The sequence below is a fragment of the Variovorax sp. OAS795 genome (assembly GCF_040546685.1).
In the GTDB taxonomy this organism is placed as follows: Bacteria; Pseudomonadota; Gammaproteobacteria; order Burkholderiales; family Burkholderiaceae_C; genus Variovorax.
The window spans coordinates 2,480,066-2,505,759 of the sequence record NZ_JBEPOH010000001.1; the positions used below are offsets into that span (position 1 = coordinate 2,480,066).

18 protein-coding genes and 1 pseudogene are annotated in these 25,694 nt (G+C 67.2%); 6 read left to right on the top strand and 13 right to left on the bottom strand.

All coding sequences use genetic code 11. The features are described 5' to 3' along the window. Position 1 precedes the first annotated feature (1 nt). The 3 genes and pseudogenes from ABID97_RS12015 to ABID97_RS12025 form a co-directional block, all read right to left on the bottom strand. Positions 2–1,428, bottom strand: a pseudogene (locus tag ABID97_RS12015) (Coenzyme F420 hydrogenase/dehydrogenase, beta subunit C-terminal domain). Beyond that, positions 1,421–2,569, bottom strand: a complete 1,149-nt coding sequence (locus tag ABID97_RS12020; RefSeq protein WP_354398700.1) for a polysaccharide pyruvyl transferase family protein — start codon at positions 2,567–2,569, stop codon at positions 1,421–1,423. The pseudogene ABID97_RS12015 and the gene ABID97_RS12020 overlap by 8 nt, the downstream one beginning before the upstream one ends. A gap of 89 nt (positions 2,570–2,658) precedes the next feature. Continuing rightward, on the bottom strand, positions 2,659–3,447 hold the full coding sequence (locus ABID97_RS12025; RefSeq protein WP_354398701.1) for an OBAP family protein: 789 nt from the start codon (positions 3,445–3,447) through the stop codon (positions 2,659–2,661). 265 nt (positions 3,448–3,712) lie between these two features. Here ABID97_RS12025 and ABID97_RS12030 point away from each other — a divergent pair, with 265 nt between their 5' ends. Further along, positions 3,713–7,855 (top strand): CheR family methyltransferase, encoded by a 4,143-nt coding sequence (locus ABID97_RS12030; protein WP_354398702.1) that lies wholly within the window; start codon positions 3,713–3,715, stop codon positions 7,853–7,855. A gap of 10 nt (positions 7,856–7,865) precedes the next feature. Here the strand turns inward: ABID97_RS12030 and ABID97_RS12035 are convergent, their stop codons facing one another. From ABID97_RS12035 to arsC, 4 genes are all read right to left on the bottom strand, one after another. Then, positions 7,866–9,200 (bottom strand): NUDIX hydrolase, encoded by a 1,335-nt coding sequence (locus tag ABID97_RS12035; RefSeq protein ID WP_354398703.1) that lies wholly within the window; start codon positions 9,198–9,200, stop codon positions 7,866–7,868. A 44-nt stretch (positions 9,201–9,244) separates the two neighbouring features. Beyond that, positions 9,245–9,436, bottom strand: a complete 192-nt coding sequence (locus ABID97_RS12040) for a hypothetical protein (RefSeq protein WP_354398704.1) — start codon at positions 9,434–9,436, stop codon at positions 9,245–9,247. A 106-nt stretch (positions 9,437–9,542) separates the two neighbouring features. Further along, entirely contained in the window at positions 9,543–10,259 is a 717-nt protein-coding gene (arsH, locus tag ABID97_RS12045) for an arsenical resistance protein ArsH (RefSeq protein ID WP_354401743.1), read from the bottom strand. Further along, positions 10,246–10,692, bottom strand: coding sequence for an arsenate reductase (glutaredoxin) (gene arsC, locus ABID97_RS12050; RefSeq protein ID WP_354398705.1), 447 nt, complete (start codon positions 10,690–10,692; stop codon positions 10,246–10,248). Before arsC ends, arsH begins: the two co-directional genes overlap by 14 nt. A gap of 29 nt (positions 10,693–10,721) precedes the next feature. On the opposite strand from arsC, the gene ABID97_RS12055 reads away from it, so the two are divergent. The 4 genes from ABID97_RS12055 to ABID97_RS12070 all read left to right on the top strand — a co-directional run bounded on the left by ABID97_RS12055 (position 10,722) and on the right by ABID97_RS12070 (position 13,873). Continuing rightward, positions 10,722–11,045 carry an ArsR/SmtB family transcription factor gene (locus tag ABID97_RS12055; RefSeq protein WP_354398706.1) on the top strand — a complete coding sequence of 108 codons (324 nt, stop codon included), beginning with the start codon at positions 10,722–10,724 and terminating at the stop codon, positions 11,043–11,045. Positions 11,046–11,049: 4 nt separating this feature from the next. Further along, positions 11,050–12,129, top strand: coding sequence for an ACR3 family arsenite efflux transporter (gene arsB / locus ABID97_RS12060; RefSeq protein ID WP_354398707.1), 1,080 nt, complete (start codon positions 11,050–11,052; stop codon positions 12,127–12,129). 91 nt (positions 12,130–12,220) lie between these two features. Further along, complete coding sequence (locus ABID97_RS12065) at positions 12,221–13,000, top strand: exodeoxyribonuclease III (protein ID WP_354398708.1); 780 nt, start codon at positions 12,221–12,223, stop codon at positions 12,998–13,000. 186 nt (positions 13,001–13,186) lie between these two features. Beyond that, the gene (locus ABID97_RS12070) at positions 13,187–13,873 is read left to right on the top strand and encodes an EAL domain-containing protein (RefSeq protein ID WP_354398709.1); all 687 of its coding nucleotides are present in this window, start codon (positions 13,187–13,189) and stop codon (positions 13,871–13,873) included. 34 nt (positions 13,874–13,907) lie between these two features. On the opposite strand, the gene ABID97_RS12075 is transcribed toward ABID97_RS12070, so the two are convergent. The 3 genes from ABID97_RS12075 to ABID97_RS12085 all read right to left on the bottom strand — a co-directional run bounded on the left by ABID97_RS12075 (position 13,908) and on the right by ABID97_RS12085 (position 20,791). Next, the gene (locus ABID97_RS12075; protein ID WP_354398710.1) at positions 13,908–15,797 is read right to left on the bottom strand and encodes a GspE/PulE family protein; all 1,890 of its coding nucleotides are present in this window, start codon (positions 15,795–15,797) and stop codon (positions 13,908–13,910) included. A 132-nt stretch (positions 15,798–15,929) separates the two neighbouring features. After that, complete coding sequence (locus tag ABID97_RS12080) at positions 15,930–18,977, bottom strand: sensor domain-containing diguanylate cyclase (protein ID WP_354398711.1); 3,048 nt, start codon at positions 18,975–18,977, stop codon at positions 15,930–15,932. Positions 18,978–19,126: 149 nt separating this feature from the next. After that, positions 19,127–20,791, bottom strand: a complete 1,665-nt coding sequence (locus ABID97_RS12085; protein ID WP_354398712.1) for an alpha-amylase family protein — start codon at positions 20,789–20,791, stop codon at positions 19,127–19,129. 57 nt (positions 20,792–20,848) lie between these two features. Between ABID97_RS12085 and ABID97_RS12090 the strand changes: the two genes are divergently transcribed. Beyond that, positions 20,849–22,459 (top strand): alpha-amylase family glycosyl hydrolase, encoded by a 1,611-nt coding sequence (locus ABID97_RS12090; RefSeq protein WP_354398713.1) that lies wholly within the window; start codon positions 20,849–20,851, stop codon positions 22,457–22,459. 147 nt (positions 22,460–22,606) lie between these two features. On the opposite strand, the gene ABID97_RS12095 is transcribed toward ABID97_RS12090, so the two are convergent. From ABID97_RS12095 to ABID97_RS12105, 3 genes are all read right to left on the bottom strand, one after another. Beyond that, complete coding sequence (locus ABID97_RS12095) at positions 22,607–23,080, bottom strand: hypothetical protein (protein ID WP_354398714.1); 474 nt, start codon at positions 23,078–23,080, stop codon at positions 22,607–22,609. Beyond that, positions 23,077–24,108, bottom strand: a complete 1,032-nt coding sequence (locus ABID97_RS12100) for a M35 family metalloendopeptidase (protein ID WP_354398715.1) — start codon at positions 24,106–24,108, stop codon at positions 23,077–23,079. Before ABID97_RS12100 ends, ABID97_RS12095 begins: the two co-directional genes overlap by 4 nt. 231 nt (positions 24,109–24,339) lie before the next feature. Next, on the bottom strand, positions 24,340–25,686 hold the full coding sequence (locus ABID97_RS12105) for an erythromycin esterase family protein (RefSeq protein ID WP_354398716.1): 1,347 nt from the start codon (positions 25,684–25,686) through the stop codon (positions 24,340–24,342). Between the last annotated feature and the right edge of the window lie 8 nt (positions 25,687–25,694).

Below are 25,694 nucleotides of genomic sequence, written 5' to 3' on the forward strand. Positions count from 1 at the left end.
TTCAGGCGCCTCGGTCGTCAGGCGCGAGCCGCGCCACCCAGCTGCCGATGCGGCCCCGCGAATACGCCAATGCGTGATAGAGCGCGAGCGCACCGCGGGCCCAGTGCACGTACAGCGCGCGGCCGCCGGTCGCGCGTGCCATCGCGAACAGGCGCCGGCTCCAGCGCGTGATGGCCGCGCGCATGCGGTAGATGAGCTTGCGGCGCCAGGGCAGCGCGTGGCCGGGGCGCACCCGCTTGACCGGCTGGACGCCACGCCGCCGCCAAGCCAGCCGGTAGGCCAGGCCTTCGCGCCGCTGGCGGAAGCCGGCCGCCTGGGTCTGCACGAGAAACGCCGCATCGACCGGTGCGAGCGTGAGGCGCCGCGACGCGATGGCGCCTGCCACGAGCGCATGCAGCACCGGCGAACGGACGATCACCACGTTGGTCCCGCGGCCGTCGGACGCATACGGTTCGACCCAGGCATCGCCAAAGGAGATGTCGGCGTCTCGGCCACCACGTCGTCGCAGAAATTGCAGGCCTCATGCTGGAAGAAGCCGGAACCCCAGTCGCCCTCCGCCAGGTGGAACCAGTCGCGCTGCACGCTGCGGCCGTCGTGCAGCACGAACCGCGCGGTGTACCAGTTGGCCGGCCGCCGGGCGTCCTTGAGCCGGTACTCCACGCTGCGAATGTCTTCGAGCCCCACGCCCATCTGGTAGGCAAAACTCTCGACCAGCCGCGCGCTTTTCATGTGGCCGCAGAACAGGCCGAGCGTGAAGGCGATGCGCTCGCGCAGCAACGGGTCTTCGCGCCGCAGCAGCTGCAAGGCCTTGATGAAGCAGGGCACGCCGACGACCGCATAGCGGCCCGGCGTGGCGCGCATCGCCTCGATCACGCCGGACATCTCCACCGGGTAGTAGCGCGACTTCGCGCCGGCACCGATCTCCTCGGGCGTGCGAGAGAGGCGGTAGCGAAAGAAGCGCTCGCCTTCCGACGGCACCACATGCGCCACCGCGTCGACCAGTCCCGCGCGCAGCAACTCGCAGGCGGTCCAGCTGACCATGCCACCGGAGCTGCCGTTCGCACGAAATTCGCCCTCGCCGGCATGCCCCACATACGCACCCTGGAACCGGCCCACCTGCGGGTCGTCGTGAGCGGCGAGGGGAAAGAGCTCGGCGGCCAATTCGGTTTCGTTGCGCGACGTGGGAGAGAACGGGCAGGTGCGCGCGAAGGCCTCGGGGCCGGCCTGCAACCATGCCGTTGCGCCCGCGGGCTTGAGTTCGCCGTGGCGGTCGAGCCGCATGTGCGGCGCTTCGGCATCGCCGGTGGATGGCAGCGCCTGCCCCATGCGCGCCTGCGCCACGCAGCTGCCGCAGCCGATGCAAAGGCCCGAGCGCACGATCTCGGCTGGGGCGATGCCGGGCCTCCGGTGGAGCCGCCTCTCATGCATGGGCGTACTCCGATTCGACGGCGTCCGGGTCTTGCTGCAGCGCTTGCCGCAGGTATTGCGCCGAGGACGCCCGCAGCGCCGCGATGCGCGCCTCGATCGAATGAGCCGGCGGGTCCGACAGGGCGGCATCGCAAGACGCGGCCGGCGTGCCGGCATCCGCCAGGTGGCCTTCAGCCCCCAGCGCAAACAGCAGGTCCCGGATCTTGATGGCACGGTAGGGCGAGTCTTCGCAGAGAAACGGCTTGCGGTTGCGCAGCGCGAAGACGCAGCCGTGGAAGAAGTTGGTGGCCACCGCGCCCGCATCGGCCATGAAGCGTGCGAAGTCTTCGGGGCCGGCGGCCAGCCATTGGGCGTCGGCCCAGTCGTTGCGATAGCCGATGCTCACCAGGCGCATATTCCGCCTGCGGGCCCACGCGCGCATGCGGGACGCAAACCAGGGGCTGAAGTTGTGGCCGTAGACGGCCAGGCAGCGTTCTTCCTGGCCTTTGCGGTCCAGCTCGCCCGGCTGGGCTGGATCCGCAAACTGCAGGCAGGGGTCGAGCACCAGCGCCGGGGCATGTCCCAAGGCCCGGTGCAGCAGTGCGCGGGAATTGCCGTCGCGCACCGACACGCCATCGAAGCGGTGCAGCAATCTTGCCCAGTGCGGCGGCAAGCCATGCGCGGCCGGGTAGTTGCCGAAGCTGGCCGCGTAGGCCACGAGCCGCCTCGCGCGCACCCGCTCGCCGAAGAACGGCCCGCAGCGGGCATACCAGGGATGCGACAGGTTCCACACCTCGTCGCTGCCGACCACCACGGTGTCGAAGTCTTCCATCTCTTCCGGGTGCTCCAGCGCAAAGCGCCGCGACAAGGGCAGCGCGTGGATGGCTTCCATGAACCGGCGCGTCTTCTGCGCATAGAGCGTGCGGTCCGCCGGCGGCACCGGCGTGGGCAGCACGGGACGCAGCGCGCAGCGCCACTCGGCCCTGTCGACGCGGTGCGAGCGATGGTCGAGCAGCAGCGCGCGATGGCCCATGCGCTGCAGTCCCTCGACCAGGCAGCGCGCCTGCCAGTAGGAGCCGTAGTTGATGCAGCGGTGAAAGGTCAGCACGCCGATCTTCATCGGGTGCGCGGCGGGCGGTGCGGTGCGGGCGGAGGGTGGCATGGCTTCGACGCTAGGCAGAGCAGTGGCGGCGATGCGTCGGACGACGTGCCGTCGGCCGGTCCGCGCGGCATGTTGCAGTGGCGCTCGTCCTACTTGCCCGCGGGCGCACCGGCCTGCGCTGGCGGAGGGTGGCCGTGCGCGGCAGCGGTGGGGTCGGCAAGCTGTACCGCACGGCCTTGCTCCCAGCTGTTCGCGCCTTCGGCAATGGCAGGCGGCGCGATGTCAGCGCGGCTCTTTCTCTTGGCGGACGAATCGACACCGAACCGCTTGTCGCGCGCCGCCACCATGGCGGCGTCGGCCTGGCCGTCGGCGGTGAATCCCATCATCAGCTGGGGAACGCCGAGGGGGAGTTCCTTTTGCAGGTCGGTGTGCCAGGTGTGGAAGGTCTTGCCGTAGGTGCCGACGAGCTTCTTCATGAGCGCGTGCTCGGCGGCCTGCGGTATGCCCGGCGCGATGAGCTGTCCCGACCGGACCTCGTGCACGTGGCTGTGCCACAGCGATTTTTCCGCCGCGGGGAGCGACCTGAAGAGCCGCTCGCTGACGATGTATTCGACACCCATGAGCCTTGCGTCCTTCTCGTTGCCGTCGTAGATCACGCACTGGATCAGCTCTTCGTTCAGCACCGCGCAGTAATGGTGCGCCTCCATCTGGGCCCGCATGTTGCCGCTGTAGAAATGGAAGCCGTCGAGGTACGCGTTGAGCGCCTCGATGGGCGGCTTGTCCTGCAGGGCCGCGGCCCCGGCCTCCAGCGTTGCGGTCTTCGCGCTCTTGGCGGCGCCCGGCGATTCGACGTTGGACGCGGTGTTGCTCCCGCCGCAGGCGCCGAGCAGCGCGCCAAGTGCAAGGGCTACAAGCGCAGGAATGGATTGCAGTCGCATGGTGGTTCCTCGTGAGAGCGGATGCAGGGAGTGCGACCATGCGCCGCGAGTGCAGGGCGGCGGCAAGATGTCTTTGATGCGGCGTGTAGGAACACCGCGAAAACCCTGATGGCGGCGGGATCGGGCCGGCCCGCAAGCGCCCAGGGGACAAAAATGCAGGAAAACCGACCCTCGGGCCGTATTCCAGCGCCCACAAGGGGCAAAATTTCGCGACTGAAACGAGCGTACGGCAAGCCCGGGGCTCCGGCCCTGCCACCGACATTCAATGCCCACACCGAAACCGCCTCCGCCATCTCCCGCTGCCGACGAACGCAAGCTCACGCCCAGTTCGCTGAGCTTTCCGGTCATCGGCATCGGTGCCTCCGCGGGCGGGCTGGAGGCATTGATCCGCTTCTTCGAGCAGATGCCGGCCGACGCGGGCATGGCTTTCGTCGTCATCCTGCACCTGTCGCCCAGGCATGAAAGCAATGCGCCGGAGATCCTGCAGCGCGCCACGCCGATGCCCGTGACCCAGGTCACGCACCCGGTGCCCGTGGAAGCGAACCATGTCTACGTCATTCCGCCGGGCGTCGAACTGACCATGAACGACGGCTACGTGCGCGTCACGCCCAGCGAACGCGTCAAGGGCCGCCACGTGGCGGTGGACGTTTTCTTCCGCACCATGGCCGAGGTGCACAAGGAGCGCGCGGTCTGCATCGTGATGTCGGGCACCGGCAGCGACGGCGCGGTCGGGCTCACGCGCGTGAAGGAGAACGGCGGTGTGGCGATGGCGCAGCTGCCCAACGATGCGGTGCACGACGGCATGCCGCGCGCGGCCATTGCCACCGGCATGGTCGACATCGTGCTGCCCGCGGCCGAGATGGGGCCGCGCCTGGTCGAGCATTGGCGCAATGCCCAGCGCATCCGCATGCCCGGCGACGAGCAGGTGGCGTTCGTCCAGGAACCCGATGACGGCGATGCAGCCCGGCAGGCCGAGAAGGCGCTGCAGGAGATCATGGCGCTCTTGCGCACGTACACGCGGCACGACTTCGTCCACTACAAGCGCGCCACGGTGCTGCGCCGCATCGAGCGCCGGCTGCAGGTGAACCGCCTGGCCGACCTGCCGGCCTACCGCGACTTCCTGCACGACCATCCCGAAGAGGCCGCGCCGCTGCTGCAGGACATGCTCATCAGCGTGACCAACTTCTTCCGCGACCCCGATGCCTTCGAGGCGCTGGAGCGCGATGCGCTCCCCAAGCTGATTGCCGGCAAGCAGCCCGGCGAGCAGGTGCGTGCCTGGGTGGCGGGCTGCGCCACCGGCGAGGAGGCCTATTCGCTCAGCATGCTGCTGCGGGAGCAACTCGATGCGCAGTCCAAGCCGCTCGACCTGCAGATCTTTGCGACCGACATCGACGAGCGCGCGATTGCCACGGCCCGCCGGGGCCTGTACGCGCAGGGCATCGCCGAGGACGTCCCGGCCTCGCGGCTGCAGCAGTTCTTCATTGCCGATCAGGACCAGTACCGCATCGCCACCTCGGTGCGCGAGCCGGTGCTCTTTGCGCTGCACAACCTGCTGCGCGATCCGCCGTTCTCGCGGCTGGACATCATCTGCTGCCGCAACCTGCTGATCTATCTCGACCGCGCGGCGCAGGCCCATGTGCTGGAGATGTTCCGCATTGCGCTGCGGCCCGGCGGCTACCTGTTCCTGGGCACCTCCGAATCGATCGATGCGGTGGGCAGCCTCTTCACCTCGATCGACAAGAAGAACCGCATCTACCGCGTGAACCCGGAGTTGCCGGCGGGGCGCCACATGCCGCTGATCAGCGATGCGCCGTTCAAGCAGGGCGCTGCCGGCCCCCTGGAGGCGCTGCGCGCGCCCAAGCGCGCCGAACGGCTGAGCTACGCCGAACTGCACCAGCGCGCGCTCGAACAGTTCTCTCCGCCGAGCGTGCTGATCAACAGCGAGCACGACGTGCTGCACCTGTCCAACGGCGTGGGCCGCTTCATGGAGCGCGCCAGCGGTGAGCCGTCGAACAACCTGCTGAACAACGTGCGGCCCGACCTGCGCCTGGAACTGCGCACCGCGCTCTTCAAGGCGGCGCAAACGGGCCGCAGCGTGGAGACCCGGCTGGTGCAGAACCGCGACGACGGACGGCAGGTGTTCCTCAACATCACGGTACGCCCGCTGCTGCAGGCGGAGGAAGACAGCAACGCCGCGCCCCAACTCACGCTCGTGGTGTTCGACGAGGTGGAAAACAGCATGCATCCGCAAGGCGGCGAGCCGGCCGACACGGCGCGCGAGCTGCTCATCGGCCAGATGGAAGGTGAGATCCGCCAGCTCAAGCTGCATCTGCAGGACACCATCGAAGGCGCCGAGACATCGACCGAGGAACTGAAGGCCTCCAACGAGGAACTGCAGGCCATCAACGAAGAGCTGCGCTCCGCCACCGAGGAACTGGAAACCAGCAAGGAAGAGCTCCAGTCGATGAACGAGGAGCTGGTGACGGTGAACTTCGAGCTCAAGATGAAGGTCGAGGAGCGCGGCCGCATCAACGACGACCTGCAGAACCTGATCGCGTCTTCCGAGATTGCCACCGTGTTCGTGGACCGCGGCATGCACGTGAAGCGCTACACGCCGCACGCGAGCAACCTGTTCAACCTGATTGCGTCGGACCTCGGGCGTTCGCTGTTCGACATCACGAGCCGGCTCCAGTACCCGCAGCTCGCGGACGACACGGCCGCGGCCTTCAAGGAGCTGCGCACCAGCGAACGCCATGTGACCAGCGTGGACAAGCGGCACTACCTGGCGCGGATCCTTCCCTACCGCACGGCGGAAGACAAGATCGAAGGCGCGATCCTCAACTTCTTCGACATCACCGACCTGGCCGCCGCCGAGGAGCGGGTGCGTTCGGGCGAGGAAAGGCTGCGGCTGGTGGCGGCCACCACGCGCGACTTCGCCATCATCACGACCGACCTCCAGGGCCTGATCACCACCTGGAACGAGGGTGCGCGGCGCATCTTCGGCTACGCCGAGGAAGAGATGCTGCGCAGGCCGCTGGCAACCATCTTCACCGCCGAGGACCAGGCCAACGGCGTGCCCGAAAAGGAAATGCAGCGCGCGCTCGAAACCGGCCGCTCCGAGGACGAGCGCTGGCACCAGCGCAAGGACGGCAGCCGCTTTTTCTGCAGCGGCGTCACCACCTCGCTGGAAGCTGCAATGGGCGGAGGCTTTGCCAAGATCGCGCGCGACATGACGGGCACCAAGCAGCACGAGCTTGCGCAGGAGCATCGGCTGTTCAAGGAAAAGAAGGCCAGCCTCAGCGCCCAGATGGCCAACGAGCTCAAGGACAAGTTCCTTGCCGTGATGTCGCACGAACTGAAGCAGCCGCTCAACCTGATCCAGATGAACGCCGAGCTGCTGATGCACACGCCCGCCACCGCCGACAACCCGGTCGTGCGGCGCGTCGGCGAGACCATCAAGCGGGCCGTGGCCAGCCAGACGCGCATCATCAACGACCTGCTCGATCTCTCGCGCATCCGCACCGGCAAGCTCCGCCTCAACCGCGTGGCGGTCGACCTGGGCGAGCTGGTGCAGGCCACCGCGCAGGCCGCGGTGGGCGGTGCCACGGGCAAGAAGCTCGCGCTGGAGGCCGACTGCGAAGCCGGCGTGGTCTGCGACGGCGACCGCGTGCGCCTGGAGCAGATCGCGTGGAACCTGCTCAGCAACGCGGTCAAGTTCACGCCCGACGGCGGGCGCATTTCAGTGCGCGTGGCGGGCGACGAAAACTTCGGCCGGCTCACGGTCCGCGACACGGGCTGCGGCATTGCGGCGGAGTTTCTTCCGCATGTGTTCGGCATGTTCAACCAGGCCAGCAGCGACGCCACGCCGCCCAACGGCGGGCTGGGCATCGGCCTGGCGCTGGTGCAGGAACTCACGCGCGCGCACGGCGGGCGGGTGGAGGTGCATTCGGCGGGACTCGGGCAGGGCGCGGAGTTCGACGTCTGGCTGCCGCGCGTGGGCGCCCATGTGGAGGTGGACGTCAAAGAGGTCCCGGCCCGGGTCGACCTGCGCGGCTGGCGCGTGCTCGCGGTGGACGACTATGCCGACGCGCTGGTTCCGTTCGCCGAGGTGCTGCGGCTCGAAGGCGCGATCGTCGACGTGGCGCAAAGCGCGAAAAAGGGGCTGGAGCTGCTCGAGGCGAACGGCTACGACCTGCTGGTGTCCGACCTGGGCATGCCCGAGATGGACGGCTACCAGTTCATTGCCGAGGTGCGCCGGCGCCCGGCCACGCGCGAGCTGCGCGCGATCGCCATGTCGGGCTTCGGCCGCCGGGCCGATGCACGCCGCGCGCTCGAGGCCGGCTTCAATGCGCATCTGCCGAAACCGGCCTCGCTCGAGGAGCTCAAGGCGGCCATCGGCCGGTTGTGAGCCGGCCCGGTCAGGAGCTGCGGACGATGAAGCCGCTGGCCGGCGCAATCCACTCGACCTCGTCGCCCGCGGGCACGGCCGGCGACTGGGCTGTTCCCGTGAAGAGAAAACGTTCCTCGGCCAGCAGGAACTGGCGCGCGGCGGCGCCGTCTTCCGGGGGCCCGGCTTGCAGCGTGCGCAGCGTGGCGCCGCCAAGGTCGAGCATTTCGCCGGCGCCGGGCCACAGCACCGTGGCGTCCGGCCATGCCGATGACCGGAGCTGCTCGAGTGCCGCGGCCGCTTGTTCAGTGCGCGCCGCGGTCGAGAGCAGCCAGCGCACGGGCCCTGGTGCGGCGCCGGCCTGTGCCTCGCCGGAAGGTGCGGGGTCGATCAGCGCCCACTGGCCCGCATCGCCGCCGACGAAATAGCTGTGTGGCGATTCTTCGTCTCCGGCCATCCGACGGATGCGGGGCGAGAGCTGTGTGGCAAGGCCCGCTTCGAGCGCATAGCGCGCATCGCCGCGGCCCTCGGGGTCGAGGCGGCCGATCTCGGCGTAGGCGGCTTCCTCGATGTTCACCGGCCGGCGCCCCTCCGGCCCGTCGGCCAGGCGCGGCATGTTCAGCGGAATGCCGGTGAGGGCGCGCGCATGGGCCAGGCAGTGCGCGGCGCTGTCCCAGCCCGCAAGCTGCTCGAGCGTGCGCCGCGTCACGTTCATCAGCTTGAGGCCGCGCGCGGGATCCACCGCTTCGGCCGGCTTCAGCCACATGTGCGCCACGATTTCGCGGCCGTCGGGCTTCACGTCCTGCGCTGCCGGCATCTCCGAGATGAAGAAACGCGTGTCGAAACGGCGCAGCATGCCCGGCGGCGTGAGCCAATGGCTGAAATAGGCCAGCCGGTCCACCGCGAGAAGCCAGCCTTGCGGCTCGCACATGGCAAGCAGTGCATCGGTGCCTTGCTCGGCGGCATGCCGCATGGCCTCGAGCCGGCCCGCAGGCAGCCGGTCGAGTTCGACCAGGGCGCCATCGATGCCGCTTGCGAACAGGACGCCCGCCTCCTCGAAGCATTCGCGCACCGCGGCGGCGTAGTAGTCGAGCCCGCCGTCGGGGATGCCCAGGCGCGCGCTGGCGGCCACGTCGTCCAGGCCCTTGCACATCGTATGCAGGCTGCGGTCGTGCGTGTCGACCACGCCGCCCGGGAACACGCTGGCACCGCTGTTCTGGTCGTCGGCTTTCTCGGCCCGGCGCAGCAGCAGCACTTCCATGCCGCGGGCGCTGTCGCGCACGAGGATCAGGCTGGCTGCGGTGCGGATGGGACGCGCCACCGCTTGGGGCGCACCCGGCGGCGTCGTCGATGGCTTGGCATTCATGGGCGCCGATTGTCGGGCAACGGCGGCCCTGGCGCCTTGGCCGTTCAGTCCTTGGGCGTCAGTTGCCCGGCCGCTCCGCCCGCGCTGGAGTTGGCGGATTTGCCGAGCGACGCGCCTTCTTTCACCTTGGGCGTGGCGACCGGGCCCTCCGATTTTTTGGTGGCCGCAGCGCGCTGGCCTGCGGGCGCCTTCTTTGCGCGTGGCGCTTGCTCCTGCTTCGGCTTCGATGGATTCATGCATGCCTCCTAGCGTGGCACCCCACGCTACCGAAGCCGCGGCGCACCGGTGTCGGACAGCCTGCATGCCGGCGTAGGACGCTGCTGCGCGCCAAAATCGCAGGCGCTAGATCGCGCGCTGGTTCACCCGCTTCGAAAGCTGCTCGGCGCTTTCCCTGCGCTCGCTGTAGCGGTCGACCAGGTAGTCCGCCGCATCGCGTGTGAGCAGCGTGAACTTCACGAGTTCTTCCATCACGTCGACCACGCGCTCGTAGTAGGAGGACGGCTTCATGCGGCCCGCACCATCGAATTCGAGGAACGCCTTCGCGACCGACGACTGGTTGGGAATGGTCAGCATGCGCATCCAGCGTCCGAGCACGCGCAACTGGTTCACCGCATTGAACGACTGCGATCCGCCCGACACCTGCATGACGGCCAGCGTCTTGCCCTGCGTGGGCCGCACGGCCCCCATGCTGAGCGGAATCCAGTCGATCTGCGCCTTCATGATGCCGGTCATCGAACCGTGCCGCTCGGGCGAGCACCACACCATGCCCTCGGCCCATTGCGCGAGCGTGCGCAGCTCCTGCACCTTGGGGTGATCGTCGGGTGCGCTGTCGGGCAAGGGCAGGCCGGCGGGATCGAAGATGCGCGTTTCGCCGCCCATCGCCTCGAGCAGGCGCGCCGCCTCTTCGGTCAGCAGGCGGCTGTAGGAGCGCTCGCGCAGCGAGCCGTACAGCAGCAGGAAGCGCGGTGCATGGCGCGACGGCGCTGCGCTGGCCAGGCGCTCGGCCGAGGGCCGGTCGAACAGCGCGGTGTCGATGTTGGGGAGCTCACCCAGCGCGATGGACACGGCGGCCCTCCGCGTCGATGACCGCTTCGCCGTCTTCCTTGGTGAACGCGCCCTGTTGCGGCGAGGGCAGGATGTCGAGCACCTCTTCGGAGGGGCGGCACAGCCGGGTGCCGAGGGGCGTGACAACGATAGGGCGGTTGATGAGGATGGGATGCGCGTGCATGAAGTCGATCAGCTGCTCGTCCGTCCACTTCGGATCGTCGAGCCCGAGCGCTTCGTAGGGCGTGCCTTTCTTTCGCAGCAGCGCGCGCGGCGCCATCTTCATGGCCGCGAGCAGCGTGCGCAGTGTGTCCTTGCCGGGCGGCGCCTTCAGGTACTCGATGACCTGCGGCTCTTCGCCGCTGTTGCGGATCAAGGCCAGCGTGTTGCGCGACGTGCCGCAGGCCGGGTTGTGGAAGATCGTGATGGAGGAGGGTGGCGATTGCATTGCTGCAATTATGCAACTACTATTGAATTATGGAAGAACAAGAGATCGTCAAGTCCCTGGCCGCGCTGGCGCAGCCGCTGCGCCTGCAGGTCTTTCGCGCGCTGGTGGTGGCCGGGCCCGCGGGGCTCACGCCCGGCGCGCTCGTCGATGCGCTCGGCGTGCAGGCCACCAGCCTCTCATTCCACCTGAAGGAGCTGACCCATTCGGGGCTGGTGACGCAAGAGCGCAGCGGCCGCAACCTGATCTACCGCGCGGCGTTCGAACGCATGAACGCGCTGATCGGGTACCTCACCGAGAACTGCTGCGGGGGCGAGGCGTGCCTGCCGGCTGCGGCCCAAGCTTGTGCCTGCTGAAAGAATGAACGCCTCTCCCACCGCAGCCGCCCCCTCCGCACCCCCACCCGCCATCGCCTTCTTCGAGCGCTACCTCACCCTCTGGGTCGCGCTGTGCATCGTGGCCGGCGTTGCGCTAGGGCAGTGGCTGCCGGGCCTGTTCCACGGCATCGCATCGCTGGAGGTGGCCAAGGTCAACGTGCCGGTGGGCGTGCTGATCTGGGTCATGATCATCCCGATGCTGCTGAAGATCGACTTCGCCGCGCTCGGGCAGGTGAAGGCGCACTGGCGCGGCATCGGCGTCACGCTCTTCATCAACTGGGCAGTCAAGCCGTTCTCGATGGCGCTGCTGGGCTGGATCTTCATCCGCCACGTGTTCGCGCCGCTGTTGCCGCCCACGCAGATCGACAGCTACATCGCCGGCCTCATCCTCCTGGCCGCGGCGCCTTGCACGGCCATGGTGTTCGTGTGGAGCCAGCTGTGCCGGGGCGACCCTTACTTCACGCTGTCGCAGGTGGCGCTCAACGACGCGATCATGGTGGTGGCCTTTGCGCCGGTGGTCGCGCTCCTGCTCGGCTTGTCTTCGATCGCGGTGCCGTGGGACACGCTGCTGGCGTCGGTGGGCCTGTACATCGTGGTGCCGGTGATCATTGCGCAGCTGCTGAGACGGCAGCTGCTCAAGAAGGGCGCGGCGCACTTCCAGGCGGTGGCGGCGCGCCTCGGGCCATGGTCGATCTCGGCGCTTCTGCTCACGCTGGTGCTGCTGTTCGCTTTCCAGGGCGAGGCCATCCTGCGGCAGCCGCTGGTGATCGCGCTGCTCGCGGTGCCGATCCTGATCCAGGTGCTGCTGAACTCGGGGCTGGCCTATGTGCTCAACCGCAAGCTCGGCGTGGCGCATTGCGTGGCGGGCCCGTCGGCGCTGATCGGGGCCAGCAACTTCTTCGAGCTGGCGGTGGCCACGGCCATCAGCCTCTTCGGCTTCCAGTCGGGCGCGGCGCTCGCCACGGTGGTGGGGGTGCTGATCGAGGTGCCGGTGATGCTGCTGGTGGTCGCGGTGGTCAACCGGACGCAGGGCTGGTACGACAAAGGTGCCAGGGCCGCCTGACCGGCGCAGCCTGCCTCAGGGCATGTTCTCCGACAAGCCGGGCACCGCGCCGGGCCCATGATCGAAGCCTGTTCTTCTTGATGCGGAGTCCATGAAGATCGCGACCTTCAACGTCAACGGCGTGAACAGCCGGCTGCCGCGCCTCCTGGAGTGGCTGGCCGAGTCCCGTCCCGACGTCGCCTGCCTGCAGGAGCTCAAGTCGCCCGACGCCAACTTTCCGGCGGCCGCGATCCGCGAGGCCGGCTACGGCGTGGTGTTCCACGGCCAGCGCTCGTGGAACGGCGTGGCGATCCTGGCGCGCGGCAAGGAACCGATCGAGACGGGCCGCGGCCTCGATGGCGATCCGGAAGACAGCCAGAGCCGCTACATCGAAGCCGTGGTGAACGGCGTGGTCGTGGGCTGCCTGTATTTGCCCAACGGCAACCCGCAGCCCGGCCCCAAGTTCGACTACAAGCTCGCGTGGTTCGAGCGCTTCAACGCACATGCGGCCCGCCTTTTCGGCTGCGGCATGCCGGTGGTACTGGCCGGCGACTTCAACGTGGTGCCCACGGATGCGGACATCTACAACCCGGCCTCGTGGCGCGACGACGCGCTGCTGCAGCCCGAGAGCCGCGCCGCCTTTGCGCGCCTGCTCGCGCAGGGGTGGACCGATGCGCTGCGTGCCCGCCACCCCGGCGAGCCCATCTACACCTATTGGGACTACTGGCGAAACCGCTGGCCGCGCAATGCCGGCCTGCGCATCGACCATCTGCTGCTGAACGACGAACTCGCGCCCTTGCTGGCCGATGCGAATGTGGACCGCGAGGTGCGCGGTCGCCCCGGTGCCAGCGACCATGCGCCGGCCTGGGTCGAACTGGCGCTGCCTGCATAGGGGTAGGCGCCGTGCCTGGCGAGTGGTGCCTAAACCACGGCATCACCGGAATCCGTGACAGAGGAGTTACATTTGGAGACTGTGCACTTTTCAATTACCTTGGCCCATTCCTGAGGATCCATTCCCGTGATTACCGGAGCAACGGCCAACGCCAGCTTTCCCTGGGGCCCAGACGCAGGATTCGTCATGGCCTTCCAGCCCATCGTGGATTTCGAGCGGCGGGAAGTCTTTGCCTATGAAGCGCTGGTGCGCGGTGCGCTGGGCGAGGGCGCGCTGGAGGTGTTCTCGCGCGTGAACCCGGTGCACCGGTTCGCGTTCCACGAGGCTTGCCGCGTGAAGGCGATCGAGACCGCCTCCGCGCTGGGCATGGAATCGAAGCTCAGCCTCAACATCCTGCCCAACGACGTGGCCGGGCCGTGCGAGTGTTTCCATACCGCCATGGCGGCTGCGCAGCGCTGCAACTTTCCGGTCCATCGCCTGATGTTCGAGATCACCGAAGGCGAACGCGTGGCAGACCTTCCGGGGTTGGCTGCCGCCTTTCGCACCTACAAGGACTTCGGCTTCACCTCGGCCATCGACGACTTCGGTGCCGCCTATGCGGGCTTCGAGCTGCTTGCCGGCTTCCAGCCCGACGTCGTGAAGATCGACATGGGCCTGGTGCGCAACATCCACAACGATCCGGTGCGCCTGAGCATCGTGAAGGGCTTTGTCGGTACCTGCCGGGAACTGGGCATCCGCACGGTGGCCGAGGGCGTGGAATCGTCCGACGAGGTCCACGCGCTTCAGGCGCTGGGCGTCGACCTGTTCCAGGGCTACCTGTTCGCGCGCCCCGCCATTGCAACGCTGCCGCCAGTGGCGTGGGACGCCGCCTGATCGGCTGAGCGCCCTGCGGCCACCGCGTGCCGCCTCACATGTTGCTGGTGGCGCGGACCTCTTCGATGCTGGTCTTGCCGGCCAGCACCTTGTCGATACCGTCCTGGCGCAGGGTGCGCATGCCTTCCTGCATGGCGGCGTCCTGCAGTTCCTCGGCGCGCGCGCCGTTCTGCACGAGGCGGCGCACCGTCCTGGAGATCACCATCAGTTCGTGGATGCCGACGCGGCCGTTGAAGCCGGTGTTGTCGCAGTGCGGGCATCCGGTGCTGGTGAAGGCCTGCAGCTGGCCATTGCGGCCGTACTGGCCGAGCCAGTGCTTGCGCACCGACTCGCCCTCGGCCTTCATGGCTTCGTGCGCGGCGAACGAATGCATGTAGTCGGCCAGCAGTTCGTCGACTTCCTCGGGGCGCATCGGGCGGCTCTGGATGCAGTGGGTGCAGAGGCGGCGCACCAGCCGCTGCGCCAGCACCGCAAGCAGCGAGTCGGCAAAGTTGAACGGGTCCATGCCCATGTCCAGCAGCCGCGTCACGGTTTCCGGTGCACTGTTGGTGTGGAGCGTGGACAGCACGAGGTGGCCGGTGAGCGAGGCCTCGATGGCCGTCCTGGCGGTTTCCTCGTCGCGGATCTCGCCGACCATGATCACGTCGGGATCGGCGCGCACGAAGGCCCGGAGCGCCTTGGCAAAAGTCCAGTCGATGCGGGGATTGACCTGGACCTGGCGCAGGCCCGGCTGGGTGATCTCGATCGGGTCTTCGGCGGTCCAGATCTTTCGCTCGGGCGTGTTGATGTGCATGAGCGCCGAGTGCAGGGTGGTGGTCTTGCCCGAACCCGTGGGCCCCACGCAGAGCACCATGCCGTAGGGGCGTTCGACGGCGCTGGTCAGCTGCGCCAGGTTGCGCTGAGAAAGCCCGAGCTGGTGCAGCGCAATGGGCTGCGCCGAGGCCAGGATCCGCATCACCACGTCTTCGAGCCCGTTGGCGGTGGGGATGGTGGCCACGCGCAGTTCGATGCGGTGCTGCGGCGAGTACTTGGCGAAATTGATCTTCCCGTCCTGGGGCTTGCGCCTTTCGCTGATGTCCAGGTCGCACATGATCTTGATGCGCGCCACCACCACGTTGCGGTAGGCGGCGGGCAGCTCCAGGTGGGTGCGCAGCCGCCCGTCCTTGCGGAACCGGATGCGGGTCTTCTCCTGGCCCGGGTAGCTTTCGATGTGGATGTCCGATGCGCCTTCACGGTGCGCGTCGATGATCATGCTGTTGATCATGCGTACCAGCGAGTTGTCCGACTGCTCGATGGGGGCCTCTTCGACGGCGGGCGCGCGCTCCTCCTTCTCGAGGGTGACGAGCAGTTCGCTCGTGCCCGCCGCGTCGAACTCCAGCGGGCGCGACGGATCGTGGACGATGGTGGGGTCCGCGGCCTCGCCGCCGATCTTCCCGTAGGCCTTGTAGAGCACCGTGTCCAGCACCAGACATTCGCCGATCACCGGCACCACCTTCATCTGGGTGATGAACTCCACCTCGTCGACCGCGGCGTGCCGGCTGGCCGGGTCGTCCAGGGCCAAAACCAGGCGCCCTTCGTGCAGCATGAGCGGCATGACCTGAAGTCGCCGCGCCGCGCCATGGCTGAGGGTGCGCAAGGCGTCCACCGCCACCGGGAACACATGCAGGTTCACGAGCGGATAGCCCATCTTGCGCACCAGCGCCGTCTGCAGCTGGGCCCGCGTGACCACGCCCATGCGCACCAGCGTTTCGCCCAGCGGCACGTTGCGGTCGAGCTTCTGCTGCTCCAGGCCGGCTTGCAGCTGCTCTTCGGTGAGCACGCCGAGCGCCATCAGCGCCTGGCCGATGCGCAGGATCGGCATGCGGCTTTGAACTTCCAGCGCATGCAGCAATTGCTCGGGCGTGGCGACTTCGGTGGGGGACATGAATGGATCTCCAGTGGGGTGATTCTGAGGGGGCCGACGAGGCTTGTCAGCAAGGAAGCGCCGCGGGCGCCGCATGGGCGCAACGCAGCACCACGAAAGTTCTCAAAATGAGACAGCCCCGCGCGAAGCGCATCAGTCGGAGAACCCGAAGGTGTTGCGGCCTGCCGACTTGGCGCGGTACAGCGCGGCGTCGGCGCGCGCCAGCAGGTCGGCGTCCGAGACGGGGGCCGTCGAGGGCTGGTGGAAGGCGATGCCGATGCTGGTGGTGACCTGGAAAGTCCGGCCGCCGATCGCGAAGGCGCCGGTGTTGATCTCGCCGACGATCTTTCGGGCCACGCCCGCGGCGGCCTCGCGCGTCTGCACGTCTTCCAGGACCACCACGAATTCGTCGCCGGCCAGGCGGGCCACCGTGTCGGTGCTCCGCACGCTGGCCAGCAGGCGCCTGGCGTATTCGACCAGCACGCCGTCGCCGGTCGCGTGGCCGAAGGTGTCGTTGATGGTCTTGAAATAGTCGATGTCCAGGAACAGCACCGCCAGTGCATGGCCCGAGCGCTGCGCGCGCGCCAAGGCGACGGGCAGGTATTCGTTGAAGGCGAGCCGGTTGGCAAGGCCGGTGAGCGTGTCCAGCCGCGCCAGCTCCATCAGCTGGCGCTCCACGGTCTTGAGGGCCGTGATGTCCAGGCTCAGGGAGAAGATGCCGCGCGTGGTGCCGTCGGGACCGATGTCGGGCACATAGCTGACGCGGGTCGTGCGGTCGATGTCCCGGGTGCGGGTCTTGGCCTCGAACTCGACACGCTCGCCGGCCAGCGCGCGCGCGATCATGGGCTTGCGCGAAAGGTACAGCTCTTCGCCCGCCACCTCGCCCACATGGCGCCCGAGCAGCCGCGCAGGGTCCACCCCCATCCATTCGCGGTAGGTGGCATTGGCGAAGGTGATCTTCTCGTCGCGATCGATGTAGGTGATGAGCGCCGGCAGGTTGTCGGTGATGGTGCGCAGCCGCATCTCGCTTTCGGCCTGGCGCAGTTCCGCGGTCTTCAGGGCCGTGACGTTGAAGGTCATCATGTAGAACCCGATGACCTTGCCCTCGGCGTCCTTGTCGGGAATCAGGTTGACCTGGAAGTAGCCCGGCTTGCCATAGAGCGGTGCCTGGACCTGGAAGCGCACCGACTTGCCCTCGCGCACCAGCGGAAGGTAGGGCCGCTGCTGCCTGTACACCTCCCTGCCGACGGCCGTGCGCAGGGTCACGCCATCGAGAGGCCCGTCGCCCAGGCCCGCCATCCGGCGCGCGCGGCTGTTGGCGAAATGGCAGTTCTCCTCGCTGTCGAAATGGCCCACCAGCGCCGGAATGGCGTCGGTCAGGTCGCGCAGGCGCTTTTCCTGTGCCGTCAGCGCCTTGCGGATGTTCACCTCGTCGGTGATGTCGAAGGTCATGGCGAACACCCCCTGCACGGCGCCGTTCGCGTCCTGGTCGGGAATGTAGTGGGCCTTGAAGGTCCGGGCGCCGATGCCCAGCGCCGGGTCGCCGGCTTTCTCGATGACCACCGTCTCGCCCGCGAGCGCGCGCTCGTAGGCCGGCGCCACGATCGAATAATCGGCCGCGCCGCGAACCTCGGGCATCCGCCGCCCGACCATCGCGCGCTCCTTGTGCAGCGCCCGCACCTGGGCATTGACGAAGGTGTACCTGAGCGAGGCATCGACGTGCGACACCAGCGCAGGGATGTTGTCCGCGATGATGCGCACCTGCGCTTCGCTGTGCGCCAGGCTGAACTCGATGCGCTTTCGCTCCGTCACGTCGGACGTCATGGCGTAGTAGCCGCGGACATTCCCGGCCTTGTCGCGGTCGGGAATGAGCTCGGTCTGGAAGTAGCGCTCCTGCTCGCCGCGGCTCGCCTCGCCGCGCCGCTCGAAGCTCACGGCCTCGCCGGCCTGCACGCGCTCGATGGCGGCTGTCATGGCCTCGTCGTCCTCGCCGAAGCTGCGCGCCTCGCGCCCGATCAGCTGGGCCGCGCCGCGGTCGAGCTTCTTGCACAGCGGCGCGTTCACGAAGGTGAAGCGGCCCTGCGCATCGACGTGCGACACCATCGCGGGCAGGTTGTCGGTGATGTCGCGCAGGAACTTCTCGCTCGACTTGCGCTGCGACATCAGCGTGTCGAAGGTGCGCGCGATGTCGCCGATCTCGTCCCTCGCATAGGTGCGCGGCATGGCGCGTTCGAGCGCCGGGTTGTCCGCGTCGAGCATGTGCCGGTGCAGGTGCGTGAGCGGCATGAGCTGGCGCCGCACGAGGCCCAGGGCCAGCGCGCCGGCCAGCATGGCGAGCACCAGCGCCCCGAGCCATGCCGAGCGCTCGATGGCATTGAGCCGGCCGAATGCTTCCGCGCTCGGGTACATCGACCCCATGACCCAGTTCGTCTCGCGCAGCCGCTTGAAGGCATACAGGCCGTGCACGCCCGCAGGGTTCACGCCCTCCGTCGCCCCCTCGTAGCCTTCGATGGGGCGCTCGATCTCGGGGTTGCCGGCCGCCTTGGCGCCCGCCTGGCCCAGGACGCGCTCCATGCGCGGATGGTCGATCAGGACGCCGTCCGCGGTGGTGATGAACAGGTAGCCGCTCTGGCCGAACTTCACGTCGGCGAGCTCGCCCAGGATGCTGCGGTCCTGCAGGTCGATGGCGCCCGAGATCACGTACTTGACGTTGCCCGTGGCATCGGGCACCGCCGCGGTCATGGCGATCTGCGCGAGGCCGGTGAGCCGGTTGACGTACGGTTCCGAGATGACGCTGGCCCCGGACCCGACCGTTTCCTGGAAGTAGCGCCGGTCCTTGATGTTCACCCTGCCGGGCTGCTGCGCACCGCTCAGGCTCGCGAGCAGGTCGCCGTCCGCCGCAAAGAACGCGACGTTGCTGAAGGCCTTGCGCAGCGCGGCGTGCCTTTCGAGGAAAGCCTGCAGCGCGGCCGGGTCGGGGAAATCGTTGGAGGCCGCGCTGGCCGCAAAGGTCTCGAGCAGGGTGCGGCGGCTGACGAACTTTTGGTCTACCGTGTTCGCAATCGCCGACAGGCGCGCGAACGCTTCACTTTCGATCGAAGCCTTCATGCTGGTCTTGACCAGCTGCAACGCAATGGTCGCGATGGCCAGCGTGGCCGCCAGGACCACCGCGGCCACGCCGAGGCCGAGGCGCGTGTTCAAGCTGAAGTGGATGTTCCTGAGACCTGGTGAGTTCATTGGCGTGAAGAAAGCATCGCGGTGCGGCCCGCTTTGCGGGGGCTAGTGTGTCAGAAGCGCGGGGGTGGGTGCCTCGCGCATTCCCCCATGGCCCGTGTGCCGGCAAGCGGGCGTCACATCTCTTCGCGCTTGAGCAGGTAGTCGAGCGGGCCGACGCGGAACCAGCGGTAGCCATAGGGTTCGAGCAACATGCAGTGCATGCCCTTGGCATTGGCGTGGCTGTGCGCATTCGAGAGCAGGTTGACCAGCTGTTCGCCGTTCGCGCCCAATGCCCTGGCCTCGAGCTTGATCTCGAGCGGGTTCGCATCGAAGTTGTGGACGAAGGCCACGGCATTGCCGCGCCATTCGTAGCGGATCACCAGCACTGCTTTTTCCGAATGCGGAATCACCGAGAAGTCGCCCCAGCCGATCTCGGGCACCTCCTTGCGCATGCGGAACGCGCGCTCCATCCAGTTGAGCAGCGAATCGGGATCGCGCCGCTGCGCCGCCACGTTCACGTGCTCGAATCCGTAGGCGCCGCCGGTGATCACCGGAACCACCGGCTTGTCCGAGGTGGTGAAACCGCCCTGGCGTTCGGTGGACCACTGCATCGGCGTTCGCGCGCAGTTGCGCTCCGGCAGGCGAAGGTCGTCTCCCATGCCGATCTCGTCGCCGTAGCGCATGACCGGTGTGCCGGGCAGGGTGAGCATCAGGCTGTAGGCAAGCTCCAGCCGCCGCCGGTTGCCGCCCAGCATGGGTGCGAGGCGCCGGCGGATGCCGCGGTCGTACAGCTGCATGTCCTTCTCGGGCCCGAAGGCATCGAACACGCGCTGGCGGTGCGAGGGCCGCAGCCGCCCGAGGTCGAGCTCGTCGTGGTTGCGCAGGAAGATGCCCCATTGCGAGGTGGCCGGCCGTTCCCGCGTGGCCTCCAGCGCCTTGACCAGCGGCCGCGTATCGCCTGCGGCCATGGCGTAGAACAGGTTCTGGTTGACCTGGAAGTTGAACATCATGTGCAGCCGCTCGCCCTCGTCGCCGAAGTAGGCCATGTTGGTCTTGGGCAGCACGTTGGCCTCGGCCAGGATGATGGCGTCGCCGCGTCGCCACTGCAGCAGCTCTCGGAACTGCCGCAGCATGTCGAACTTCTCGGTCGGGTGCACGACCTTCGGCCCCTTCGCGCCGATCACGAAAGGCACTGCGTCCATGCGGAAGCCCGAGACCCCCAGCTGCGTCCAGAAGCCCATGATCTTGAGGATCTCGGCCTGCACGGCGGGGTTGGCCGTATTCAGGTCGGGCTGGAATTCATAGAAGCGGTGAAAGAACCAGCGCCTGGCGAGCTTGTCGAAATTCCAGGTCGATTTCTGCACGCCCGGAAAGACCACACCGTCGGTGAAGCGGCGCGGCTTCTTGTCGGACCATACATACCAGTCATGGTATTTTGACGTCGGGCCCTTGCGCGCATCCTGGAACCAGGGGTGCTGGTCCGAGGTGTGGTTGACGACCAGGTCCATCAGCACGCGCATGCCGAGCTGCTCGGCCGAATGCGTGAACTCGACAAAATCGCCGAGCGTGCCGAATCGCGGGTCGACGTTGTAATAGTCCGAAACATCGTAGCCGTCGTCGCGGCCCGGCGAGGGGTGGAACGGCATCAGCCACAGCGTCGTGACGCCCAGGCCGTGGAGGTATTCGAGGCGCCGCGTCAGGCCTTCGAAGTCGCCGCAGCCGTCGCCGTTGGAATCCATGAAGGTCCCCACCGACAGGCAATACACCACGGCGTTCTTGTACCAGAGGTCGTTGATCATGCGGGGAACCTTCCATGAATAGGTACCTCGCAATGCAGAACATGAAAGGAACAGTCGATGTCGGCCGATGCTTGGTGGAAGAACGGAATCGTTTATCAGATCTATCCGCGTTCGTTCCAGGACAGCGACGGAGACGGCATCGGCGACTTGCGCGGCATCCAGAGGCGGCTCGATTATCTGGTCGAGCTCGGCGTGGATGCCGTCTGGATTTCGCCGATCTACCCCTCACCGATGGCCGACTTCGGGTACGACATTTCCGACTACTGCAACATCGACCCGCGTTTCGGCACGCTCGATGACTTCGATGCACTGGCCGCCGAGTGCAAGGCGCGGGGGCTGAAGCTGGTGCTGGATTTCGTGCCCAACCACACCTCGGACCGGCACCCGTGGTTCGCCCAGAGCCGGGCTTCCCGCGGCAGCCCGAAGCGCGACTGGTACCTGTGGCGCGACCCCGCACAAGGTGGCGGGCCGCCCAACAACTGGCTCAGCAATTTCGGCGGGCCCGCTTGGACGCTGGACGAGGCGAGCGGCCAGTACTACTGCCATTCCTTTCTCAGGGAGCAGCCCGATCTCAACTGGCGCAACCCCGAGGTGCGCCGCGCCATGTACGAGGCACTGCGCTTCTGGCTGCGCCGCGGCGTGGACGGTTTCCGCGTCGACGTGCTCTACCACCTCGTCAAGGACGAAGATTTTCGCGACAACCCCGACAACCCGTCCTGGCAGCCGGGCCAGGACCCTTCGCACCGGCTGCTGCCGCTCTACACCACCGACCGTCCCGAGATGCAGGACATCGTCGCCGAGATGCGCCGCGTGGTCGACGAGTTCAGCGACGAGGCGTCGTCGCGCGTGCTGATCGGCGAGCTCTATCTTCCGCTCGAACGGCTCATGGCCTACTACGGCCGCACGGCCGACGGACTGCTGCAAGGCGTGCAGCTGCCGTTCAACTTCCAGCTCATCGCGGCGCCCTGGCATGCGGTGGAGATCGACCGCATCGTGCGCAACTACGAAGCCGCATTGCCGCACGGCGCGGCGCCCAACTGGGTACTCGGCAACCATGACAAGCCGCGCATCGCGAGCCGTGTCGGGCAGGAGAGGGCGCGGCTCGCGGCAATGTTGCTGCTGACGCTGCGCGGCACGCCAACGCTTTACTACGGCGACGAGATCGGTCTCACCGACGTTCCCATTCCGCCCGCCGAAGTGCAGGACCCGTTCGAGAAGAACGAGCCCGGCAAGGGCCTCGGGCGCGACCCGCAGCGCACGCCCATGCAGTGGAGCCGCGCGCACGCCGCGGGCTTCACCGACGGCACGCCGTGGTTGCGGCTGGGCGGTGACTGGGGCATGCGCAACGTCGAGGCGCAGCAGGGCGATCCGGACTCGATGCTCGCGCTCTACAAGAAACTCATCGCGCTCAGGCGCCGCGAGCCCGCGCTGCACGAAGGAAGCCACGAGCAGCTCGACGCGGGTGCCGATGTGCTGGCCTATGCACGATGCGCGGGCACGCGCCGGCTGGTGGTGCTGCTGAACTTCGCGAGCGCGGAGACGGCCGTGGCCGCGCATCTTCTACCGCCCGACGCCGTGGTGCTGGCCTCGACCCACGCCGGCCGCACCGGCACGGCCAAGGGCGAATTGCTGCTGGAGCCGCTCGAGGGCGTGATCGTCGCGCAGTAGCGGCTCGCGCGGTGGTGGCGTGGTGAAGCGCCAGCGATAAATCGGCCGCAGATCACTCGATAAGTGCGCCTACCGGATGTTCGGTAGGGCAACGATCGGTTGCCCCATAAATGCAGCAGCATCCAGCGCGCAGTCCAAGCGCTCGCCTCATCGTTGCGGCGCCTTATAAAGAGGGTCGCCCACTTGGCACGGGCATTCATGTGGGCAGGCCGGCAGGAAGTCGATATCGACACGTTTCACCAAGTTGCTTCCCTCGGATGCCGGCACGGCGGCGACAATCCCTTTGTTAGGGAGATCAACTTCCTTCACATCGAACTGCAAGTCCTTCGTGAGGACTTTCGCAACATTCCTGGCGCGCCTCGCACCCAAATTGATTGCGTCGCGTTCGCCAAATGCCGACTGAGTGGATAGGAAAAGCGATTCACGATTTGGATATGCCGAACGGAGTGCGGCTGTCCAATTGGCAAGCTTGAGAACCTCCTTGGCGGGAACCAACGCGGAGTTCCGCTCGAATACAACGCCAATGCTCTTGATCGGGCTGCAGGCCAGCGCAGCTGGCGCGAGCATCACGGCGAGAGATGCCAAGAAATATCTCAGAATGGTTTCCCGTCGCTTGTTCATATTGAAGCCTTTGGATCCACTCCAAGAATGTAGCCGGCAATGCTGTCCGCATTGACCCGAAGCGCCTCCAGGTTCTGGCTGTTGACTTGGCGCCTTGATTTTACCGTTCCATACCATGTATCGTTCGACCTGAATGTGTCATAGAAGTGCGTGACTTCGTGGATCAAGGTCAAAAGTCTGGAATCGCCGTCGCGGACTTTGTCTGTTCCGAAGACAAGCCGGTTGTCGTGCTCAAGTTCGCAAAAAGGCAACGCAATTGCAATGGTATGAGTCGCGACATCGGGCTTGCATACCGCCGCAACAGTACCGACTCCATTGTCCAAGACGCAACTCACCAATTTTCCGCCTGCCGTGAAACGCACAAAATTCTTCGCCTCCAGTCCTTCAAGCACGCGAACGCATGCAGCCAACCCCCTTTGGAGGTGTTCCCGCAGCGAAGCGTCGGCGACACCAAACCAAGTAGTCGCAAGGGCCTGCGCCTCTTTGTCCCAGCGTTCTAGTTCCGGCAGCCGCTTCTTCGTGATGTAGTCAATCGCCAAGTCGCGCAGCTTCATCGCCAACGCGGCGAACTCTTTGTTCGTCATATTGGGGCAGATGTTTTCGGTCTGCTCGGCCCCCGGTGAGTGTTCCACCAGCTCATCGACCAGCTTCTTGCTTGCGGCAATGCTGGGTGAGTCTCCGGCGAACCAACCCGGCAGAGCGGCATAGCTGGCATTGAAATCGCGAGCGCCTGCCAGCATGTCATCAAAGTTCGTGTTGTGAACCAGCGTCGCAACGAGCGGGGGCGGAACGGGGCATTGACAGATCACCACGTCGCCTTCCAGTGCCATTTCGGCCCCGTAGAACAAGCCTCTGCGGGGGCCACCTGCCTTGGCAATGATGCCGACGCTGTTGCAGCCTTCACAGTAAGCACGTCCGCCGATCAATGCGATACGGTGCCCGAATACATCCATCATGGGGCCGCTGTAGGTCAGCACCGCTCCGCCCGAGGCCGGTGGATCGCCGACGACGATCTGTTTTCGCATCATTTTGAGAGTCCCCAAAGTTGAGATTGGAGATTTGTATGCGGGGGCCGGGCTTTCTCCGGGCAGCGGCAGCCAGCCGCGGGTGTCGGAGCGGCAATTTGTCACGTCACTTGTCGGTTTCGGGTGCAGGGCCGGCCTAAGTACAGCTCGGCTGACCTCGCTCCCGCTTTCGCCCGTAAGTGATCAGATCCTTGGTTGCCGCAGCATCTGCGGACTCCTTGCCACGGCGGATGGCTATTTTCCCGACGGATAGGTTTCCGGAACCTCTTCATCCGGCGCGGGCGCATCGCGGTCCAGCGGCTCGACGGCGCGGGTCTGGTCGAAGTGCAGCAGCGCATCGAACTGCACCGGCAGGCGCGCGAAGAAATAGTGGCTCTGGCGCTCGGTCTCGGGGCGGTAGATGACGCCGATGGCGCGCTCCAGCCGGCGCTCCCGCAGCGCGAAGAAATGGCCGGCTTCGCCGCGCAGCGGCAGCATGAAGCGCGCGATGCCGGTCTCGTGCATGAGGCCTTCGTAGCTGTCCGGCCGCGACGCGAGAACCCGCTTGCGTTCCGCGGCCGCACCCCAGTCGGACGCCGCCATCACGGTGCCCGCATGGGTGGTGAAGCCCACCAGCACCGCGTCGCGGCCCTGGCGCTCGCGCACCAGCTGGCCCAGGTTGAGTTCGCCGCGCTGCTCGCCCATCTCGGTGGCGCGCGCATCGCCCAGGTGCGAGTTGTGGGCCCACACCACGATCTTCGGGCGCTCGCTGCCGCGCCACAGGTGGCGCTCCAGTTCGCCCAGGGTCTCGGCCATGTGGCGGTCGCGCAGGTTCCACGACGACACGTCGCTCTGGTACATCGAGCGGTAGTAGCCCTCGGCGTTCTTCACCAGGCGTGCGTTCTGCTCGGCGTTGAAGGCCTCTTCCTCGCTGGCCGCATCGCCGCGGCGCCACGCATCGCCCGAAGCGCGGCGCATCTCGACGAGCATGTCGATCACCTCGCGGCGGCAGGAGTCGGACTCTCCGAGGCCCGCCATCAGGCCGTAGACCTGCCCGCCATCGCCGAAGCGGTCGAAGCAGCCGTAGCGCTCGCGCGCGGCGCGCGCCGCGCCGGGGTCGCTGCGGTCGAAGTAGGCCAGCACGGCTTCGATCGACGCGTGCAGGCTGTACAGGTCGAGCCCGTAGAAGCCGGTCTTGCCCTGCGCGGGCCCCGCCTCGTTGAAGGCGCGCTGCCACTCGACGAAATCGGCCACGTCCCGGTTGCGCCACATCCAGGTGGGGAAGCGCCGGAAGCCGGCCAGCGCATCGCGCGCGCTGGCATCGTCGCCCTCGCCGCGCACGTAGCGGTTCACGCGGTAGGCATCGGGCCAATCGCCCTCGATGGCCACGGCGTTGAAGCCCTTCTCTGCGAGCAGGCGGCGCGTGATGTCCGCGCGCGCCGCATAGAACTCGTGCGTGCCGTGCGACGCTTCGCCGAGCAGCACGTAGTGCGCATCGCCGATCAGCGCGAGCAGCGCATCGTGGTCGTCCGCGGAGCCGTCCATCGCGCGGGCCGCGAGGCGCAAGGCCTCGGTTTCTTTCGACAGGGGTGAAGGCTGCATCGTTCGTT

What these genes read in the sequence shown, in the direction of transcription:
- ABID97_RS12020 (WP_354398700.1), bottom strand. Translation starts at nt 2,569, where the DNA reads ATGCCACCCTCCGCCCGCACCGCACCGCCCGCCGCGCACCCGATGAAG.
- ABID97_RS12035 (WP_354398703.1), bottom strand. Translation starts at nt 9,200, where the DNA reads ATGAATGCCAAGCCATCGACGACGCCGCCGGGTGCGCCCCAAGCGGTG.
- ABID97_RS12100 (WP_354398715.1), bottom strand. Translation starts at nt 24,108, where the DNA reads ATGATGCGAAAACAGATCGTCGTCGGCGATCCACCGGCCTCGGGCGGA.
- ABID97_RS12040 (WP_354398704.1), bottom strand. Translation starts at nt 9,436, where the DNA reads ATGAATCCATCGAAGCCGAAGCAGGAGCAAGCGCCACGCGCAAAGAAG.
- ABID97_RS12085 (WP_354398712.1), bottom strand. Translation starts at nt 20,791, where the DNA reads ATGATCAACGACCTCTGGTACAAGAACGCCGTGGTGTATTGCCTGTCG.
- ABID97_RS12025 (WP_354398701.1), bottom strand. Translation starts at nt 3,447, where the DNA reads ATGCGACTGCAATCCATTCCTGCGCTTGTAGCCCTTGCACTTGGCGCG.
- arsB (WP_354398707.1), top strand. Translation starts at nt 11,050, where the DNA reads ATGAACGCCTCTCCCACCGCAGCCGCCCCCTCCGCACCCCCACCCGCC.
- ABID97_RS12055 (WP_354398706.1), top strand. Translation starts at nt 10,722, where the DNA reads ATGGAAGAACAAGAGATCGTCAAGTCCCTGGCCGCGCTGGCGCAGCCG.
- ABID97_RS12095 (WP_354398714.1), bottom strand. Translation starts at nt 23,080, where the DNA reads ATGAACAAGCGACGGGAAACCATTCTGAGATATTTCTTGGCATCTCTC.
- ABID97_RS12075 (WP_354398710.1), bottom strand. Translation starts at nt 15,797, where the DNA reads ATGTCCCCCACCGAAGTCGCCACGCCCGAGCAATTGCTGCATGCGCTG.
- ABID97_RS12065 (WP_354398708.1), top strand. Translation starts at nt 12,221, where the DNA reads ATGAAGATCGCGACCTTCAACGTCAACGGCGTGAACAGCCGGCTGCCG.
- arsC (WP_354398705.1), bottom strand. Translation starts at nt 10,692, where the DNA reads ATGCAATCGCCACCCTCCTCCATCACGATCTTCCACAACCCGGCCTGC.
- ABID97_RS12030 (WP_354398702.1), top strand. Translation starts at nt 3,713, where the DNA reads ATGCCCACACCGAAACCGCCTCCGCCATCTCCCGCTGCCGACGAACGC.
- ABID97_RS12105 (WP_354398716.1), bottom strand. Translation starts at nt 25,686, where the DNA reads ATGCAGCCTTCACCCCTGTCGAAAGAAACCGAGGCCTTGCGCCTCGCG.
- ABID97_RS12090 (WP_354398713.1), top strand. Translation starts at nt 20,849, where the DNA reads ATGTCGGCCGATGCTTGGTGGAAGAACGGAATCGTTTATCAGATCTAT.
- ABID97_RS12070 (WP_354398709.1), top strand. Translation starts at nt 13,187, where the DNA reads ATGGCCTTCCAGCCCATCGTGGATTTCGAGCGGCGGGAAGTCTTTGCC.